13 protein-coding genes are annotated in these 14717 nt (G+C 55.6%); 11 read left to right on the top strand and 2 right to left on the bottom strand.

Annotation, left to right across the window (positions count from 1 at the left end; genetic code table 11):
* The first annotated feature begins 310 nt into the window (after positions 1–310).
* From DTL42_RS25415 to DTL42_RS25405, 3 genes are read left to right on the top strand one after another with little or no spacing between them, the layout of a single operon-like run.
* Positions 311–1399: a KpsF/GutQ family sugar-phosphate isomerase gene (locus DTL42_RS25415; RefSeq protein ID WP_114373653.1), complete on the top strand. Its 1089-nt coding sequence runs from the start codon at positions 311–313 to the stop codon at positions 1397–1399.
* Positions 1400–1915, top strand: a complete 516-nt coding sequence (locus DTL42_RS25410) for a KdsC family phosphatase (RefSeq protein ID WP_114373650.1) — start codon at positions 1400–1402, stop codon at positions 1913–1915.
* Positions 1916–1930: 15 nt separating this feature from the next.
* Positions 1931–5077 (top strand): hypothetical protein, encoded by a 3147-nt coding sequence (locus DTL42_RS25405; protein ID WP_114373647.1) that lies wholly within the window; start codon positions 1931–1933, stop codon positions 5075–5077.
* Positions 5078–5192: 115 nt separating this feature from the next.
* Here the strand turns inward: DTL42_RS25405 and DTL42_RS25400 are convergent, their stop codons facing one another.
* Positions 5193–5825, bottom strand: a complete 633-nt coding sequence (locus DTL42_RS25400) for a response regulator (RefSeq protein WP_114373644.1) — start codon at positions 5823–5825, stop codon at positions 5193–5195.
* A gap of 493 nt (positions 5826–6318) precedes the next feature.
* On the opposite strand from DTL42_RS25400, the gene DTL42_RS25395 reads away from it, so the two are divergent.
* The gene (locus DTL42_RS25395) at positions 6319–7704 is read left to right on the top strand and encodes a sigma-54-dependent transcriptional regulator (RefSeq protein WP_114373640.1); all 1386 of its coding nucleotides are present in this window, start codon (positions 6319–6321) and stop codon (positions 7702–7704) included.
* 59 nt (positions 7705–7763) lie between these two features.
* Here DTL42_RS25395 and DTL42_RS25390 read toward each other — a convergent pair whose 3' ends face one another.
* Positions 7764–8537, bottom strand: a complete 774-nt coding sequence (locus tag DTL42_RS25390; RefSeq protein WP_158545551.1) for a cyanophycinase — start codon at positions 8535–8537, stop codon at positions 7764–7766.
* Positions 8538–8933: 396 nt separating this feature from the next.
* Here DTL42_RS25390 and sucC point away from each other — a divergent pair, with 396 nt between their 5' ends.
* From sucC to DTL42_RS25350, 7 genes are all read left to right on the top strand, one after another.
* Complete coding sequence (sucC, locus tag DTL42_RS25380; RefSeq protein WP_114373630.1) at positions 8934–10118, top strand: ADP-forming succinate--CoA ligase subunit beta; 1185 nt, start codon at positions 8934–8936, stop codon at positions 10116–10118.
* Between the two features lie 51 nt (positions 10119–10169).
* Positions 10170–11048 (top strand): succinate--CoA ligase subunit alpha, encoded by an 879-nt coding sequence (gene sucD / locus DTL42_RS25375; RefSeq protein ID WP_114373627.1) that lies wholly within the window; start codon positions 10170–10172, stop codon positions 11046–11048.
* A 749-nt stretch (positions 11049–11797) separates the two neighbouring features.
* Positions 11798–12232 carry a universal stress protein gene (locus DTL42_RS25370; protein ID WP_114373624.1) on the top strand — a complete coding sequence of 145 codons (435 nt, stop codon included), beginning with the start codon at positions 11798–11800 and terminating at the stop codon, positions 12230–12232.
* Between the two features lie 42 nt (positions 12233–12274).
* Positions 12275–12718, top strand: a complete 444-nt coding sequence (locus tag DTL42_RS25365; protein WP_114373622.1) for a hemerythrin domain-containing protein — start codon at positions 12275–12277, stop codon at positions 12716–12718.
* Between the two features lie 86 nt (positions 12719–12804).
* Positions 12805–13242, top strand: a complete 438-nt coding sequence (locus DTL42_RS25360) for a universal stress protein (RefSeq protein ID WP_158545550.1) — start codon at positions 12805–12807, stop codon at positions 13240–13242.
* Positions 13243–13269: 27 nt separating this feature from the next.
* Positions 13270–13695 carry a hypothetical protein gene (locus tag DTL42_RS26130; RefSeq protein WP_147274437.1) on the top strand — a complete coding sequence of 142 codons (426 nt, stop codon included), beginning with the start codon at positions 13270–13272 and terminating at the stop codon, positions 13693–13695.
* A 343-nt stretch (positions 13696–14038) separates the two neighbouring features.
* Positions 14039–14686: a hypothetical protein gene (locus tag DTL42_RS25350; protein WP_114373614.1), complete on the top strand. Its 648-nt coding sequence runs from the start codon at positions 14039–14041 to the stop codon at positions 14684–14686.
* Positions 14687–14717 lie beyond the last annotated feature (31 nt).

Below are 14717 nucleotides of genomic sequence, written 5' to 3'. Positions count from 1 at the left end.
GCCTCTTCTGCCAAAAGTTTAACTAAGCAAACCCCAAGCCAGATTCGAACAAAATCGCAAGATTACCCTGCTATTCGATATAACCTGTTGTGGCTAAAAGACTTTTTGCCGCAATATTTTCCTGCGGAAGCTTGACTTTCGCGCGGTTCGGTATGTCGATCTGAGAACTCTTGTCTCAAAATGAATCATTTTGATCCAGCCCGGTTTCTGTTGAGGTGTTTGGCAAAAACTCGTAGAATCGCCCCGCTCAGGTTTGCTTTGTTCCCGCATTCCCCCCAATGAAGTGGCCAAGTCAAGGAAGACGAACGTCATGAGTTCTCCGATTCGCCAGGAAGAAACTTCTCTCGCGCGGACGCGTTGGATTGCCCAAGGGCAGTCGACCATCCGGCACGAGGCCGAGGTGATGCTGCGTGTTGCCGAGACGCTGGACGATCGGTTCGCGTCGGCGGTTGAAATGGTGCTGCATTGTCGGGGAGATGTCGTAGTGTGTGGCATCGGCAAGGCGGGACATGTCGGGACGAAGCTGGCCGCCACGCTGGCATCGACCGGAACCCGAAGCCACTTCCTCCACCCGGCCGAGGCCATTCACGGCGACTTGGGCCGCGTCGGGGATCAAGACATCGTGCTGATGCTTTCGCAAAGTGGCGAGACGGAAGAGATTGTGCGGTTGCTGCCGATGATCCAAGGGCTGGGCGCCCCGATCGTGGCGATCACCTCTTCCGCCCAGAACACCCTAGGTAAGGCGGCCAAGGTCGTGCTCGAACTGGGGGGCATCACCGAGGCCTGCCCACTGAATCTTGCCCCCACGGCTAGTACTGCTGCGATGTTAGCGATGGGGGATGCCTTGGCGATGACCGTCAGCCAGCAGCGTGGCTTCCGCCCAGAAGACTTTGCCCGCTACCACCCTGGCGGCAGCTTAGGACGCCGGTTGGCATTTGTCGAAGAGAAGATGCGGCCCTTGGCCCAGTGTCGTGTCGCCTCCGATCAGCTAACCATCCGCGAAGTCTTTCGTACGGTCCGTGTCGCTGGCCGGCGGACTGGAGCCGTGATGCTGACCGACCGGGAAGGACGGCTCTCGGGCATTTTTACCGACAGTGACCTGGCCCGGCTATTTGAACAAGACGAAGCAGTCGACATCGAACGCTCGATTGCCAGCGTGATGACCCGTCGCCCCAAGACCACCACGATCGGCACTCGCTTTCAGGCGGCCCTCAATCGCCTGGCCGATGACAAAATCAGCGAACTTCCGGTCATCGACCACGAAGGACGCCCGCTTGGTATGTTGGATGTTACGGATATGGTCGGCCACGTGCCGACCGATGCCGATGCGGACGACCCCACGGCCGGACCGCCCACGTTAAAGATCCGATTTCCGAACCAAGACGAGCACGAGGCGTAGATGAACCTGGAACAGAAGTGCCGCCAGATCGAACTGCTGATCACCGATGTCGACGGTGTGCTGACCGATGGTGGCGTGATATTGAGCAACGAAGGGGTCGAGTCGAAGCAGTTTCACATTCGCGACGGCTTTGGCCTGCGGTTGTGGCGTCAGGCGGGCTTCCATTGTGGCATCATCACCGGACGCAACTCTCAAGTCGTGCGGCTACGTGCCCAGGAACTGGGAATGGATATCGTGCGGCAAGGGATTCAAAACAAAGCCCCCGTGGCGGAAGAGCTGCTGCAGAAGTTTAACCTTCAGCCCGAGCAGCTGGCCTATGTCGGAGACGACTTGATCGACTTGGGCGTGATTCGTCTGGCGGGGCTGGGCATTGCCGTGGCGGATGCCGTGGACGAAGTCAAAGCGGCTGCTGATTACACCACCAAGACACCTGGTGGCAAAGGAGCAATTCGGGAGGTCGTCGAATTGATTCTGAAAGCGAAGAAAGTCTGGAACGACATCATTCAAACCTACTAAGCTCGGAAGCAAACGTTGGCCACCGCAGTTCAGGAAGATAGCTGGCAACCATTGACCTTCACTGCCCAAGCAGTGCGGGTGGGGGTGGTGTTTGGTGTGATGATTGCGATCACCGCCATCTACCAGGCCACGGTCGTTCCTTGGATGGAACCGACCATCCGCGAAGACCTCACCAAAGCAACGCTCGTTTCCGACGACTTCCTCGACCAGGAAAAGCAAAAGCTAACCCAGTTCTTCCCGGCCAACAGCTGGCAATTGGGGCGGACCAAGGTGCTCAAGAGCAACAACATCATGCTCTTGATGAAAGACTTCCGCGATGTTGGCAACAATCGCCTGGAACTGAAACCGCTCACGATTATCGCTTTCGATAGCGAGGACGAGAAAACGCGTTGGGACAAGCCGGTGGTGGTGCTCAATGCCGATTCGGCCCTCTTGCAATTTTCGGAGCTGAACATCGCTTTCGCCAAGTTTGGCGACTTGGTCGGTGGACAACTGCAAGACAACGTGACCATCACCCGCAAAAGCCTCGACGGCAATCACGAACCGCTCGATATCATCACGTCCGATGTGTTGCTGGCGACCGATCGGATTGAAACCAAGAAGGATGTCCAGTTCCTGATGGGTAAACACCAGGGAAGTGGTCGCCACTTGATTGCCCAGTTCGAGGAAGGCCCCAAGCAAGCCAAGTCACGCGGGCCGAACATTTCTGGCCTCTCGGTTTTAGAGCTGGTTCACGTCGACCGCATCCTGCTTTCTACCGAAGGACGTGGCTTACTCGGAGACGCTGCGGCGATTCCTGGTCAGCGTCAATCGCCTGGCAAAATGTATGCCTCCGCCCCGGTCGAAATCAGTTGCAGCGGGCCTTTCGTCTTCGATGGAACACACCGCGTGGCGACCTTCCGCGATCAAGTCAACGTCCGCCGCTTGGTCGCTGCGGGCGTGACCGACTTGCTGGAAGCTGACCTGCTCGAAGTGTATTTCCAAAAAGAAGACGCCGCAGCCTCGTCCGAGGGGCAACCGCCCGAGGCAACTTCCGATAAGGAAGGCATGCGAAAGCTGAAAATGCAGCGTCTGGTGGCCATTGGAAATCCGTTCAATTTGACGGCGACCAGTGTCTCGGCGACCGCAAGAGGGCGGCAATTGATTTACGACATGATCCAGAAGCGGATCGAAGTGGTCGGCAATCCCTTGGCAGTGCTGACGAAAGATCAGTACCGTGTCGAGTCGCCGAGTTTGCAGTACGAACTAGGGGAAACGCCGTCGCACCTCGGACGCGTCTGGTCGGCCGGTCCTGGCGTGTTCACTGGGCACATGAACCAAGCCAATCCGCAGGAAACGAGCCGCTTGAGCTGGCAGAAAGAGTTCCGCATCGAGAAGCAAAACGGCGAATACGCCGTGGCAGTCGATCAAGGAGCAAGCGTTTCCATGGATGGCAAAGGACAGGTCGACGGCGACCAACTGTTTGTCTATCTGCAAGATGTCACACCCCCAGGTTCCAAAAAGCAGAAGCTGGTGCCGCATCGGATGCACGGCATCGGCCACATCGCCATCGATACGCCTCAACTGCTAGGTCGAACCAACGAGATCAAAGCGTGGTTCCAGTTCGACGAACCGCAGCCGACCATTCAGCAGCCGCTGGGGCCGCAAGCTTCGACCAGACCAGAACCAGGCCGCCTGCCAACCACAGCTCAAGCCTGTGCAGCCAACCCAACTGGTGGCCTGAGTAACGGACCAATGGCGACGCCTGTTTCCTCAGCCCAAGGGGCACCCTCCGCTTCGGTTGGTAACAGCCCGATTGTGGCTGCCCCGCCAGCCCCTCCTCGGCGACCAGTGGGCGGGCAAGTACCTCCGCCCCAGCAGGCCGAGGAAGAAGATCCGACCCGCTTCCGGCTTTCCGGCGATGCGATCGAACTGGTGGTCCGTTTTGACGGGAAAAAGTCGCACCTCGACAGCGCCACGGTGAAAGGTCAGGTCCAACTTTCCGAGATGCCGAAAGGGGAGCAGGTGATCGATCCCTTTATGGTCCGTGGCAACGTGGTGTATCTACTTAATGCCTCGAACAACAATGCCGAGATCCACGTGACCGGCCAGCCAGCGGTCGTCTCGGGACGCGGCTTGCAACTGTTCAGCGGGCAACTGCGAGTGAATCAACGCCAAGGTCGCGTTTGGACCGAAGGGCCAGGCGAACTGATCTTCCCGCTCGATCGCGACTTCCAGGGACGTCCTTTGGCCGTGCCTGAATATTTCAACGTGCAGTGGCAAGGGAACCTCGAAGCCCAGCACGATCAGATTAGTTTCAATCGAGCCGTGACGATCAAGGGACGCCAAAGCCAGCTAACAACCGCCAAGCTGACCATCACCTTGAACCGCCCGATCAACTTAACCAATTCAGGCACGAACAAAGGCCTGAGTGCTAAGTTCGTCGAATGCTCGGGCGGGGTGCAATTGTACAACCGCAACGTCGAAGAAGGAGTCTTGAAGTCGGTCGACCAATTCGAGGGAAAGACCCTGGCCATTAACCAAGTCAGTGGTGATATTCATGCCCAAGGTCCTGGCGTAGCAAAGTCGGTCATGGTCGGAGACTTTTCCAGCCAGATGCCAGGGCAGCAAGCCGCCGCTCAGCAGCCGAAAGTTGAGAAGGGGCTGACTTATGTGCGAGTCGAATTTGTCAGCCATGTCAGCGGCAATATGCACCGCAAAGAGGTTACCTTCCATAAGGTCGATCAGGCCATCTATGGGCCCGTATTGCAGTGGGATGAAGAGATCGACCATAAGAACCTAGCGGCCATGAATCCCGATGCCGTCTCGCTTCGCTGCGATCAACTGACGATCGTTCAGCACCCTGCTAACTCCGAGATGAAGGGAGCCGAGATTTTGGCTTTAGGCAACAGCGAAGTTCAGGGCAAGATGTTCAGCGCTTGGGCCGATCGCATCAGCTATGCGACCTCCAAGCATATGCTGACCATGAGCGGCAACGGACGCAACACCGTCCAGCTTACGTTCCAGCAGAAGATCGGGGGAACACGCTCGACCGCCGCTGCCGGTAAGATCCAATACTGGACTAAAACGCGGGAATTTGAACTGTTCGATGGCAAAGAGATCGGGGTCTCTGGCATCCCGGCCGATAACCTTAACATTCCCAAGATACCGGGCCTCCGCTAGCCACAGTTCCCTGGCGATTGGTCGCCGCAGCAGCCCCTAAAAAAGAAAACCCCGCGTGCATCACGCGGGGTTTTCAGTGTTTTGTCAGAAGCGCGGTTTTTATCTTAGGGTGTGACTAGACCAGTCCTTTGCGGACAGCCCAAACAGCAGCTTGGGTGCGGTCGGTCACGTCGATCTTACGTAGGATGTTCTGCACGTGTTCTTTGACCGTTTCGATGCTGATGCTCAGCGAACGACCGATCTCGCGATTGCTGAGCCCCAGAGCCAAGTGGCGAAGGACCTGCATCTCGCGGTTAGTAAGTGGGAACTCGCTGTTCTTAGCGTCGTGACGCTTAGCCATCGTTCCCTTGACGCGTGACATGATGCCCCCTTCTGGCTGTTTGCCACCAGCTGCCGCATGTTGAATCGCTTCCACGATTTGTTCGCGCGGCGAACCTTTTAGAACGTAGTCGACCGCACCCAAAGCAACGCCGCGAGCGACATAGGTGGGGTTGTCGTACGTGCTTAGCATCACCACTGGCGTGCCAGGGGAGTCCGCTTGCAATTTTTCTAGCGCGGCTAGGCCGTCCATTTCCGGCATGCGGATATCCATCAGGACGACATCAGGCTTATGTTGCAGTGTTTTTTCGATGGCATCATTACCATCAACGGCTTCACCGATAACGTTAATGTCGGTACCTCGAAATAGGCAAGCCAGCCCACTCCGGACGACTTCATGATCGTCGACAACCAACACATTAATGGACATAAGAAACCTCTCGAATTGAATCAGGCATGGATGTTATGACAAGCGTAAACAAAGCAGCATCCCCCTACCCTAGCGAGACTCCCAGTTTTCCAAAAACTTAGGTGATATCGCTAACTGCCTATCAGAGATAACTTTGCGTCATCGCTAATCGCTTACTCGACATATTAACTGTCTCCATGAGCTTTTCCAGTGCGGGCCGCCGAATGGTCATCCTTTTTGCGATGTTCCGCACCCGCTGGACGAAGTATTTTCCGGTTATTCGTAGTCATTTAAGGGGAAATCTGCCGCCAAACCGAAGGTGCGGGTTACCGCAGTTCTAAGGGGTGTTTCCTGCTCGGGAGGTGTCTCGGAAATACCACATTACGTTGACTTGGGTAAATATGTAACCTAGATAATCTTATGGGAACAAAGTGCATGCGTTATTTATGCAACTTGAAGAGCGCCCCCCCATGTTGTGTGAAACTACCCTAAGCATCTGTCGGACCGATTGGCCATGAATCAAGCCCAACTGTTACTTGTCGACGACGACCGCCATGTACTGGAATCGATGGGAAGTTGGCTGCGCGAAATTGGTTACGCCGTAGATCTGGCCGCCGATCGCAACCAAGCAATTGCCTTAATCGATGCCAATCGCTACGACTTAGCCTTGGTGGATGTCCGCTTGGGAATGGACGATGGGTTCGACGTGTTGCGTTATTGCCACGCCAATCACCCCAACACCACGGTGATCATGATCACCGGATATGGCACCGTGGAAACCGGAATTGAAGCTCTGCGGGCGGGTGCGTTCGATCTGTTGACCAAGCCGCTGATTGACGAAGAACTGGCTATGGCGATCGAGCGTGCGCTATCTCAACGACAGGTAATGCAGGAAAATCAACAATTAAAGCAACAGCTCGATCTCCGTTTTGGTTTGGAGAATATTATTGGCCACGACCACCGCATGTTGCGCATTTTCGACATGGTGGACAGTGTGGCCGATACCCGCGCTACCGTTTTAATCACCGGCGAGAGCGGGACGGGTAAGTCACTTTTGGCTCGGGCCATTCATCGCCGCAGCAATCGTCGCGATCAACCGTTTATTGAAGTGGCGTGCGGTGCTTTGCCAGAGGCTTTGCTCGAAAGCGAACTGTTCGGACACGTCGCCGGCTCGTTTACCGGGGCAACCGGCAACAAGCTCGGCAAGTTTAAAGCGGCCGACAAGGGAACGATCTTCCTCGACGAAATCGGCACCGCGCCGCTGAGTATGCAAGTTAAGCTGTTGCGTGTTCTCCAGGAATTGCAATTCGAACCGGTCGGCAGTACCGAAACCGAAACGGTCGATACGCGTGTGGTGCTGGCCACCAACGAAGACCTGGCCAAATCGGTCGAACGGGGCGAGTTTCGCCAAGACCTCTATTACCGCGTCAACGTGATCAACTTAGAGCTACCACCACTGCGCGAACGTATTTCCGATATCCCGCGTCTGGCAGCACACTTCCTGGCCGAAGTCTGCCAAGACACCGGTCGCCGCATCGAAGGTTTTTCCGCCGAAGCAATCGCCGCGATGCAGCGTTACCGCTGGCCAGGCAACGTTCGTGAACTGCAGAACGTGGTCGAACGGGCTGTGCTGTTAAGCAAGAACCAAGAGATCACCCCAGACGATATGCCTGCTTCGATCGCTTCGGGGGCCCCCATCAGCGTCTCGCGCCGCACCGGCACCACGCTGAAGGAAGCCTTGGAAGGCCCTGAGCGACAGATCATTCGCGAAGTGCTGGAATCGAACGGCTGGAACCGCAACGAAACGGCCGACCAACTCGGCATCAACCGCACCACGCTCTATAAGAAGATGAAACGCCTCGGTCTGGAAGAGATGGCCGCCCATCACCACGCCAGCTAATCGCCGTTCGTCTCGGACTTGCGAGACGAAACTTTTCGTGGGATGAACAGGGATGCTGCTTACTCGATCGGCGTAAGTTCGAAGCTTTCCCCTTGATTGAACGTGCGAATGTTGGGCATCTTGCCGGCACCTTGATCTTGGACGACCACTACAAACGAGTTGCCGAGCACACGGCACTCGCGGCCTTGCACTTCGATGGCGGTCGCTTCGTCGATGCCAATGCCGTATAAGTGCGGGTACTGATCGATCGCCGAGAGCAAGCGGTTCATACGGTTGCGTTTCAAGAAGTGCTGGTCGATGATCGCATCCGGCACCAGGTTCAGGCCCGTTTTAATCTCTGGTTCTGTGCGGCCACTGGCGATCATCACTTGCGATTGAATCGCCGCTCCGGCTGACGTTCCCCCCACTACCCCGCCCCGCTGGACCAAAGCAATCAGTTCCTTTTCAACCGCTGTGCCGGCATACGCTTCGGCCAGGCGTGATTGGCTGCCACCACCAATCCACACGGCGGTCGCCTCTTTCAGCGGAGCGATGAACTCTGCCGAGTTAGCGACTTCACGATCGGTGGTATGCAGCACGTGGACCTCTTTGGCGCCACGTTTCTGCCAGAGCGAGGCAATTTTTTCTTCGTCTACCGGCAGGGAAGATGCCGTCGGAATCACAACCACACGCATCTCTTGGCCTCCACCCAGTTCCACGAATCGCTTGACGATTGACTCGGGCAAGCCGCCCCCGCCTACCACTATCAAGGCACCGGATTGTTCGCTTTCGGCGGCGTGCGTGTTGGTTACGATAAAGGAACCAAGGATCAAACCAAGCAGAAGATATCGCATCGAGTCGTTTCCAGAGTGAAAGAAAGGTTGCGGTGGGTGACGAAATGGCGAAGGTCGCCGGTCTCTGGTTTTCCTATAGCAAGTCGGCCCACCGCTGACCATCAAAAACAGGCCAATCTCTGGCAGACCGCGCAAAGTGTTTGTTCAAGCAACCAGTGGCGCGCATGGGGAAGAAGAAGTCTGGATAAATTCCGCAGCGGGTTGGCTGTGGAAAGAAGGCCAGGCCAAGCGTGGTTTGGGCCTAGATTTACAGTGCCTGGCAGCTGGCTGCTGCCTGAGTGGCGGAACGATTCTCGGCGTTTTCCCTGCCCTCCTCTGGTTGACCCTTATTTTCCCGCAGTCGTATAATCCGGCTTTTCCTGCCTCGACGTATGCCATTGTCGTTGGAAGTAGTCGATGAAGATTCATGAGTTCCAAGCGAAGGAAATTCTTCGCCAAGCCGGGGTCGCCGTACCTCGCAGCATCGTTGCAAAGACCCCTGAAGAAGCTAGTGCCGCCTATACCGAGTTGGGTGGTAGCATCGCCGTGGTGAAAGCCCAGATTCATGCTGGCGGTCGCGGTAAAGGGACTGTGAAAGACAACGCCGACCAGCGCGGTGTGCAATTGGTGAAGTCGGCTGAAGAAGCCGCCGCCGTTGCCAAAGGCCTGCTGGGTAAGGAACTGGTCACCATCCAGACCGGTCCTGAAGGCAAAGTCGTCAACCAGGTGTTGGTGGAAGAAGGCTGCGATATCAAACGCGAACTCTACCTGGGTATCGTGCTCGATCGGGCCGCCAAGCTGCCGGTTCTGATGATGTCGAGCGAAGGTGGGACCGAGATCGAAGAGGTCGCCGCCCACACGCCAGAGAAAATCTTCAAAGAACACTTCGACCCAGCCCTCGGCCCGCAGAGCTTTCAGATTCGCAAGCTATGCAAGAAGTTGGAAATCTCCGGCCCGGCTGCTCGCAGTGCCGAAAAGTTCATCAAGGGTTTGTGCCAGGTTTACGTCGAAACCGACTGTGCGTTGGCTGAAATCAACCCGCTGGTCATCACCGGCGACGGCGGCATGATCGCTCTCGATTGTAAGATGACCTTTGACGAGAACGCCATGTTCCGTCACAAAGATATCGCCGAACTTCGCGACTTAAGCGAAGAAGAGCCTGCCGAAGTGCGGGCTGGCAACACCGGGCTCAGCTATGTGAAGCTCGACGGCAACATCGGCTGCCTGGTCAACGGTGCCGGCCTGGCGATGAGCACCATGGACATCATCAAGCTGCACGGCGGCGAACCAGCCAACTTCCTGGACGTTGGCGGCGGTGCCAATGTCGATCAGGTCACCGAAGCGTTTAGCATCTTGCTCGACGACAAGAACGTGAAGGCCGTGTTGGTCAACATCTTCGGCGGGATCATGCGTTGCACGACGATCGCTAACGCCTTGCTGGAAGCGTACAAGAAGCTCGACTTCAACGTGCCGCTGGTCGTTCGTTTAGAAGGTACCGAAGTGGAACAAGGCCGCCAACTGTTGGCCGATTCCGGCATCGATATCATCATCGCCGACGGCTTGACCGACGCTGCGAAAAAAGTCGTTGCCACCGTCGCCTAGTCCCTTGGGCGTCTTCACTGAACACTGAAAACTGAACACTGAAAACTTGCTATGAGCATTCTCGTCAACAAAGACACCAAGGTCATTTGTCAGGGCATCACCGGCAAGGTCGGCGAGTTCCACACCAAGGGTTGTAAGGAATACGGCACCAAGATGGTCGGCGGTGTTACGCCGGGCAAAGGGGGCCAAACGGTCGAAGGCCTGCCGGTGTTCGACACGGTGGAAGAAGCCGTGAAGCAGACCGGGGCCAACGCCACGATGATTTTCGTTCCTCCTCCGTTCACCGCCGATGCCATTCTGGAAGCGGTTGATGCGGGGATCGAAGTGATCTGTGCGATCACTGAAGGGGTGCCGGTCCTCGATATGGTGCCGGTCTACGAAATCGTTAAGAAGAGCAAGTCGGTCCTGATCGGCCCGAACTGCCCTGGCGTGATCACCCCGGAAGAATGCAAGATCGGCATCATGCCGGGCTACATTCATAAGAAGGGCCCCGTCGGCGTGATGAGCCGCAGTGGTACCCTGACTTACGAAGCGGTTTGGCAGCTGACCAACCTGGGCCTAGGACAATCGACCTGCGTTGGTTTGGGTGGCGATCCGATCGTCGGTACCTCCTTCATCGATCTGTTGGAAATGTACCAGAACGACGGTGCGACCGAAGCGATCATGATGATGGGCGAAATCGGTGGTACGGCTGAAGAAGAAGCCGCTGCTTACATCAAAGCCAACGTCGACAAGCCCGTCGCCGCGTTCATCGCCGGACGCACAGCCCCTCCTGGCAAGCGAATGGGTCATGCCGGCGCGATCATCAGCGGCGGCAAGGGAACGGCCGACGAAAAGTTCGCTGCTCTGCGTGACGCTGGCGTCGAAATCGCCGAAAGCCCTGCTGATATGGGTACGGCTTTGAAGCGAGCGATCGACAACAAAAAATAAGCTTCGCCCTTAAAAGCGAGTTTCATGAAAAGGCTGCGATATCCATCGTGGCCTTTTTTTATGCGCCCCCAACTGCCGGTCTCCCTTGTCCGTGTCGATAACCTCCCAGGCATCCTCCGCCAAGCCCAACAGAACTGTCTAGTTGCGCACTGGCAATAAGGCATTTTGAGTAAGAAGCGAGGGCAAGAGAAGCTTCTTAGGCAATTAACCCGAATAGAGCCTACAGACGTAGCCCGTCCGTAGTGCTTTGACCGTGGTTGCCCCCGAAAGCTACGAGGTAAATATCGGCGGCAATGCACGCGTGATGCGTTTTCTGCTCCTCTTGGAATCAAAGAGTCGATTGCCAGCAACGCCAGCAGGCCCAGTTTTCAAAAAAAGGGGGGCGTGACGCGGAATAAGTTGCCATTGAGAGGGCTTAAGAGGAGAATAAATATTAATAGACCGTCGGGTTTGAACTGACCCATGGATGCCAAGGCTTCGGCTGCTGAAGTCCGAATGCAAGGCGTTGGTCAATTCTGCTCTGGCAAGAAACTTGGCGTCCGTTCAGCAAGCCGAAAAGCTGGCTGGAGGGCGAAGTTTGGTCTAATACTGCTTCTTGCCGCGTTCCATGTCCCTTGGCTTTGTTATTGGCCGTAAGATGGCCCGATTTTTAGAACTGTTAGTTCGTGCAATTCGTAACAAAGTACAGAGAGACACCGAGGTTCGATTAACAACAAAGCTACGACATCAGATGGATAAGGAGTCGAGCCATGAACTTCAAACGGATACTTTTTCCGACTGATTTTTCTCATTGTGGCGATGAAGCGCTGCATTTGGCGACAGCCTTGGCACGCGATAGTGAAGGGACCATCGTCATTGCCCATGTGGAAGAACCGCCTACCGTTTATGGTACCGGCGAGATGTATTACGGCATGCTCGATCCTTCTCCCGAGGATCTGAAAAAGATGCTGCACGAGATCAAGCCAAGCGACGCATCCGTTCCGGTGGAATATCACTTGGTTACGGGTGACCCTGCGACGGCCATCGTGCGTTTGGCAGATGAAGTGAAAGCAGACCTAATTGTGTTAGGAACCCACGGCCGCACTGGCCTATTACATATGCTGATCGGAAGTACTGCAGAATCGATTGTCCGGCACGCCAAGTGTCCGGTTCTAACCTTCAAGCAGCCCCCGGATTCGGCATGACCCCCCCATCGTTTTTTCCCTTTTAAGGGAAGGAGGTGTGCGATGTCTGACAGTTTTTTGAATGAAGGTAGTCGTCCCTTTTACACGCACTTCACTTGCGAACACGAAGCAATTGATGGTGTGATTCACGATTTGCAACGCGATTTGAACGATGTAAGCAGGAAGTTGCCGACATCGCAAATCGCCGGACGGCTGATCCAGCTCCGCGAAATGATGTCGCGACACTTCCTGGAAGAAGAAGAAGGTTGCTTCGACGAAATTTGTGCCCGGCAACCGCATATGTGTACGGAAACCAAGCAGCTAGAGCAAACCCATAAGATGCTGCTGGAAATTGTCGACGAGTTGATCGCCGACGTCGACGAAGCCAATTCTGGCACCGCCTGGCGAACACGTTTCAACCGTTTCGAGCATACCATGATGGCGCACGAAAACGACGAACGGACCTTGGTCCGCCGCGGTTTAATGCTGCCGGAGGAGGATGCCTGACTGTTGCGATGCGAACAGCTTCGGTAACATGAGGCAAACGCCTCAGAAGATTCGACAACTAACGAATTGCCGAAAGGGAACTAGCTGTGTCCTGGATATCCACACCGCCGATCGTTGTGCCTTATGATTTCTCTGCCGATTCACGCGAAGCCGTCAATCAGGCGATTGCTTTGGCAGGTAGTGGCGAGGGGATCCACGTGATTCACGTGTTGGGAGAACTCTCGCCTGCCGACCCCGGAGAAGTCTGGCACACGGTCGACGAAAACACCAGGACACAGCACGCCACCCAGGCGATCCGCAAGGAACTTTCCGACGACAAGTACAAGGACGTGAAAATCAACATCGCGTTTGGTGACCCCGGCGAACAAATCTGTCATTACGCCGAGAAGCTGAACGCGAGTTCGATCATTATCTCTTCGCATGGGCGTTCTTCGATTATGCGAGTTCTGCTCGGCTCGGTTGCCGATCGCGTCGTCCGTTTGGCTGATCGCCCGGTGATCGTGCTGAAGAAGCCGCGCGGCTAAGCGTTCGCAGGCCTGGCGCGAAATTCGATGCCTGACTCAACAACAGACAACCCTTTTCACTCGCCCGTTGAGCTATCGCAAATAAGGGGCAAACCTGCCGACTCGCTTGGGCTAGAAAGACGGGTCGCTTTTGGGTGGGGATTCGCCTTCGTCTTTGTCGTTTTGTCGGCGGTACCGGTCGATAACTATCATTCCAGCATTCGCGCAATTAGTACCGTCGTTCCGCTGGGACGGTACTATCTGGAATTGATTCGCGAGCTTTTCGGCTTGGTACCTCCGAGCGAAGCAGGTTGGCATTACCTTTATCCTCGTCTCTTCTACCATTTGTCTGCTTCGCTAATTTGCGGGATAACAGGACTAGTCGTCCATTTCGTGCTTGATCGCATGGGCTTGCTGAAACGCTTTCGCGTCAACCTTCAAACGATGCTTAAGCAGTGGCGTAAGCGGGCTTAACAAAAGCCAAACCCAGCGATCTTCTAGCTCCGGGCTTGGATTCATCGTGCCAGTTTGTCTTTGCTAGGTTACGCTGACGCGAACACCAGCCGGCGCCTGGTGCTGAGACAGTGTGTTGTCATTTTGATGACAAGACGGCGATCGGTTTTGGCGTCCGTGGCAGGCAATAATTTTAAGATAACGCTCAAGTTATTGTGGTGTATGGGCTTACGTCTCTTTGCGCGGAGATCTTTTCTCGTTTGGCACTCCCCCTGCTTTTTCTACTAGCGTTGCCAGCGAATCAGCGGTGGCACAGCAAACAGAAGCAAACAAGGTTTCGTCATTCTCTTGGGGGAGATAGAAGATGTTGGTCAAATCACTACTTTGGACTGGGATGTTAGGCGTGGCAATGGTTTCGCTGAGCTCGACCGCCAAGGCCGATCACTTCATACATCAGGGCCGCTTGGTTCGCGACATTGAAGTGCTACACCACGCAGTCGACGACTTCTACCGCGAAGTCCGCTTTCATAATCGTTTCTCGGACTTATCCACCGAAGCACGGGCCTTACTGCTGGAAGTCGATCACTTCTGCGATACGGCTCAGAATCACGGCAGCTTGCGGCACTTGAAGATCGACTTCCGCGAAGTCTCAGGCGAGATGCGGCACGTCCAGCAAGAGATGCAGCGAGCTTGGCACCGACATCACCACCATCACCATGATGGCCACATTCAATCGGCCTGGGCCGATGTGGAACGGGCGTTCGATCGCGTTTACTACGACTTGTACGAAGCCCACTGCGGTTACATCCAATACCACTGCACGATCCAGCACGGTCACGGTCACCATGGGCATGGACATTACGCCCCTGGCCCCTTCGTCTCGGGCAACGGTCCGTTTTACAACGGCAACCAAGGTGGAGTCAGCTTCGGGCAGAAGAACGGCAAATTCCAGGTTCAAGTCCAGGGCAACGCCCCAGTTTGGGCTCACCTGTTGAAAGCCGCTATTAAATAGTCGAGGGGTTTTCTCGACGAGAACCACGTGC

The sequence above is a fragment of the Bremerella cremea genome (genome assembly GCF_003335505.1).
Classification (GTDB): Bacteria; Planctomycetota; Planctomycetia; order Pirellulales; family Pirellulaceae; genus Bremerella; species Bremerella cremea_A.
The sequence above is the reverse complement of the archived record's forward strand: the minus strand, read 5'-3'. Positions and strand labels throughout refer to the sequence as shown.

What these genes read in the sequence shown, in the direction of transcription:
- sucD (WP_114373627.1), top strand. Translation starts at nt 10,170, where the DNA reads ATGAGCATTCTCGTCAACAAAGACACCAAGGTCATTTGTCAGGGCATC.
- DTL42_RS25410 (WP_114373650.1), top strand. Translation starts at nt 1,400, where the DNA reads ATGAACCTGGAACAGAAGTGCCGCCAGATCGAACTGCTGATCACCGAT.
- DTL42_RS25415 (WP_114373653.1), top strand. Translation starts at nt 311, where the DNA reads ATGAGTTCTCCGATTCGCCAGGAAGAAACTTCTCTCGCGCGGACGCGT.
- DTL42_RS25350 (WP_114373614.1), top strand. Translation starts at nt 14,039, where the DNA reads ATGTTGGTCAAATCACTACTTTGGACTGGGATGTTAGGCGTGGCAATG.
- DTL42_RS25365 (WP_114373622.1), top strand. Translation starts at nt 12,275, where the DNA reads ATGTCTGACAGTTTTTTGAATGAAGGTAGTCGTCCCTTTTACACGCAC.
- DTL42_RS25400 (WP_114373644.1), bottom strand. Translation starts at nt 5,825, where the DNA reads ATGTCCATTAATGTGTTGGTTGTCGACGATCATGAAGTCGTCCGGAGT.
- sucC (WP_114373630.1), top strand. Translation starts at nt 8,934, where the DNA reads ATGAAGATTCATGAGTTCCAAGCGAAGGAAATTCTTCGCCAAGCCGGG.
- DTL42_RS26130 (WP_147274437.1), top strand. Translation starts at nt 13,270, where the DNA reads ATGCCTGACTCAACAACAGACAACCCTTTTCACTCGCCCGTTGAGCTA.
- DTL42_RS25395 (WP_114373640.1), top strand. Translation starts at nt 6,319, where the DNA reads ATGAATCAAGCCCAACTGTTACTTGTCGACGACGACCGCCATGTACTG.
- DTL42_RS25370 (WP_114373624.1), top strand. Translation starts at nt 11,798, where the DNA reads ATGAACTTCAAACGGATACTTTTTCCGACTGATTTTTCTCATTGTGGC.
- DTL42_RS25390 (WP_158545551.1), bottom strand. Translation starts at nt 8,537, where the DNA reads ATGCGATATCTTCTGCTTGGTTTGATCCTTGGTTCCTTTATCGTAACC.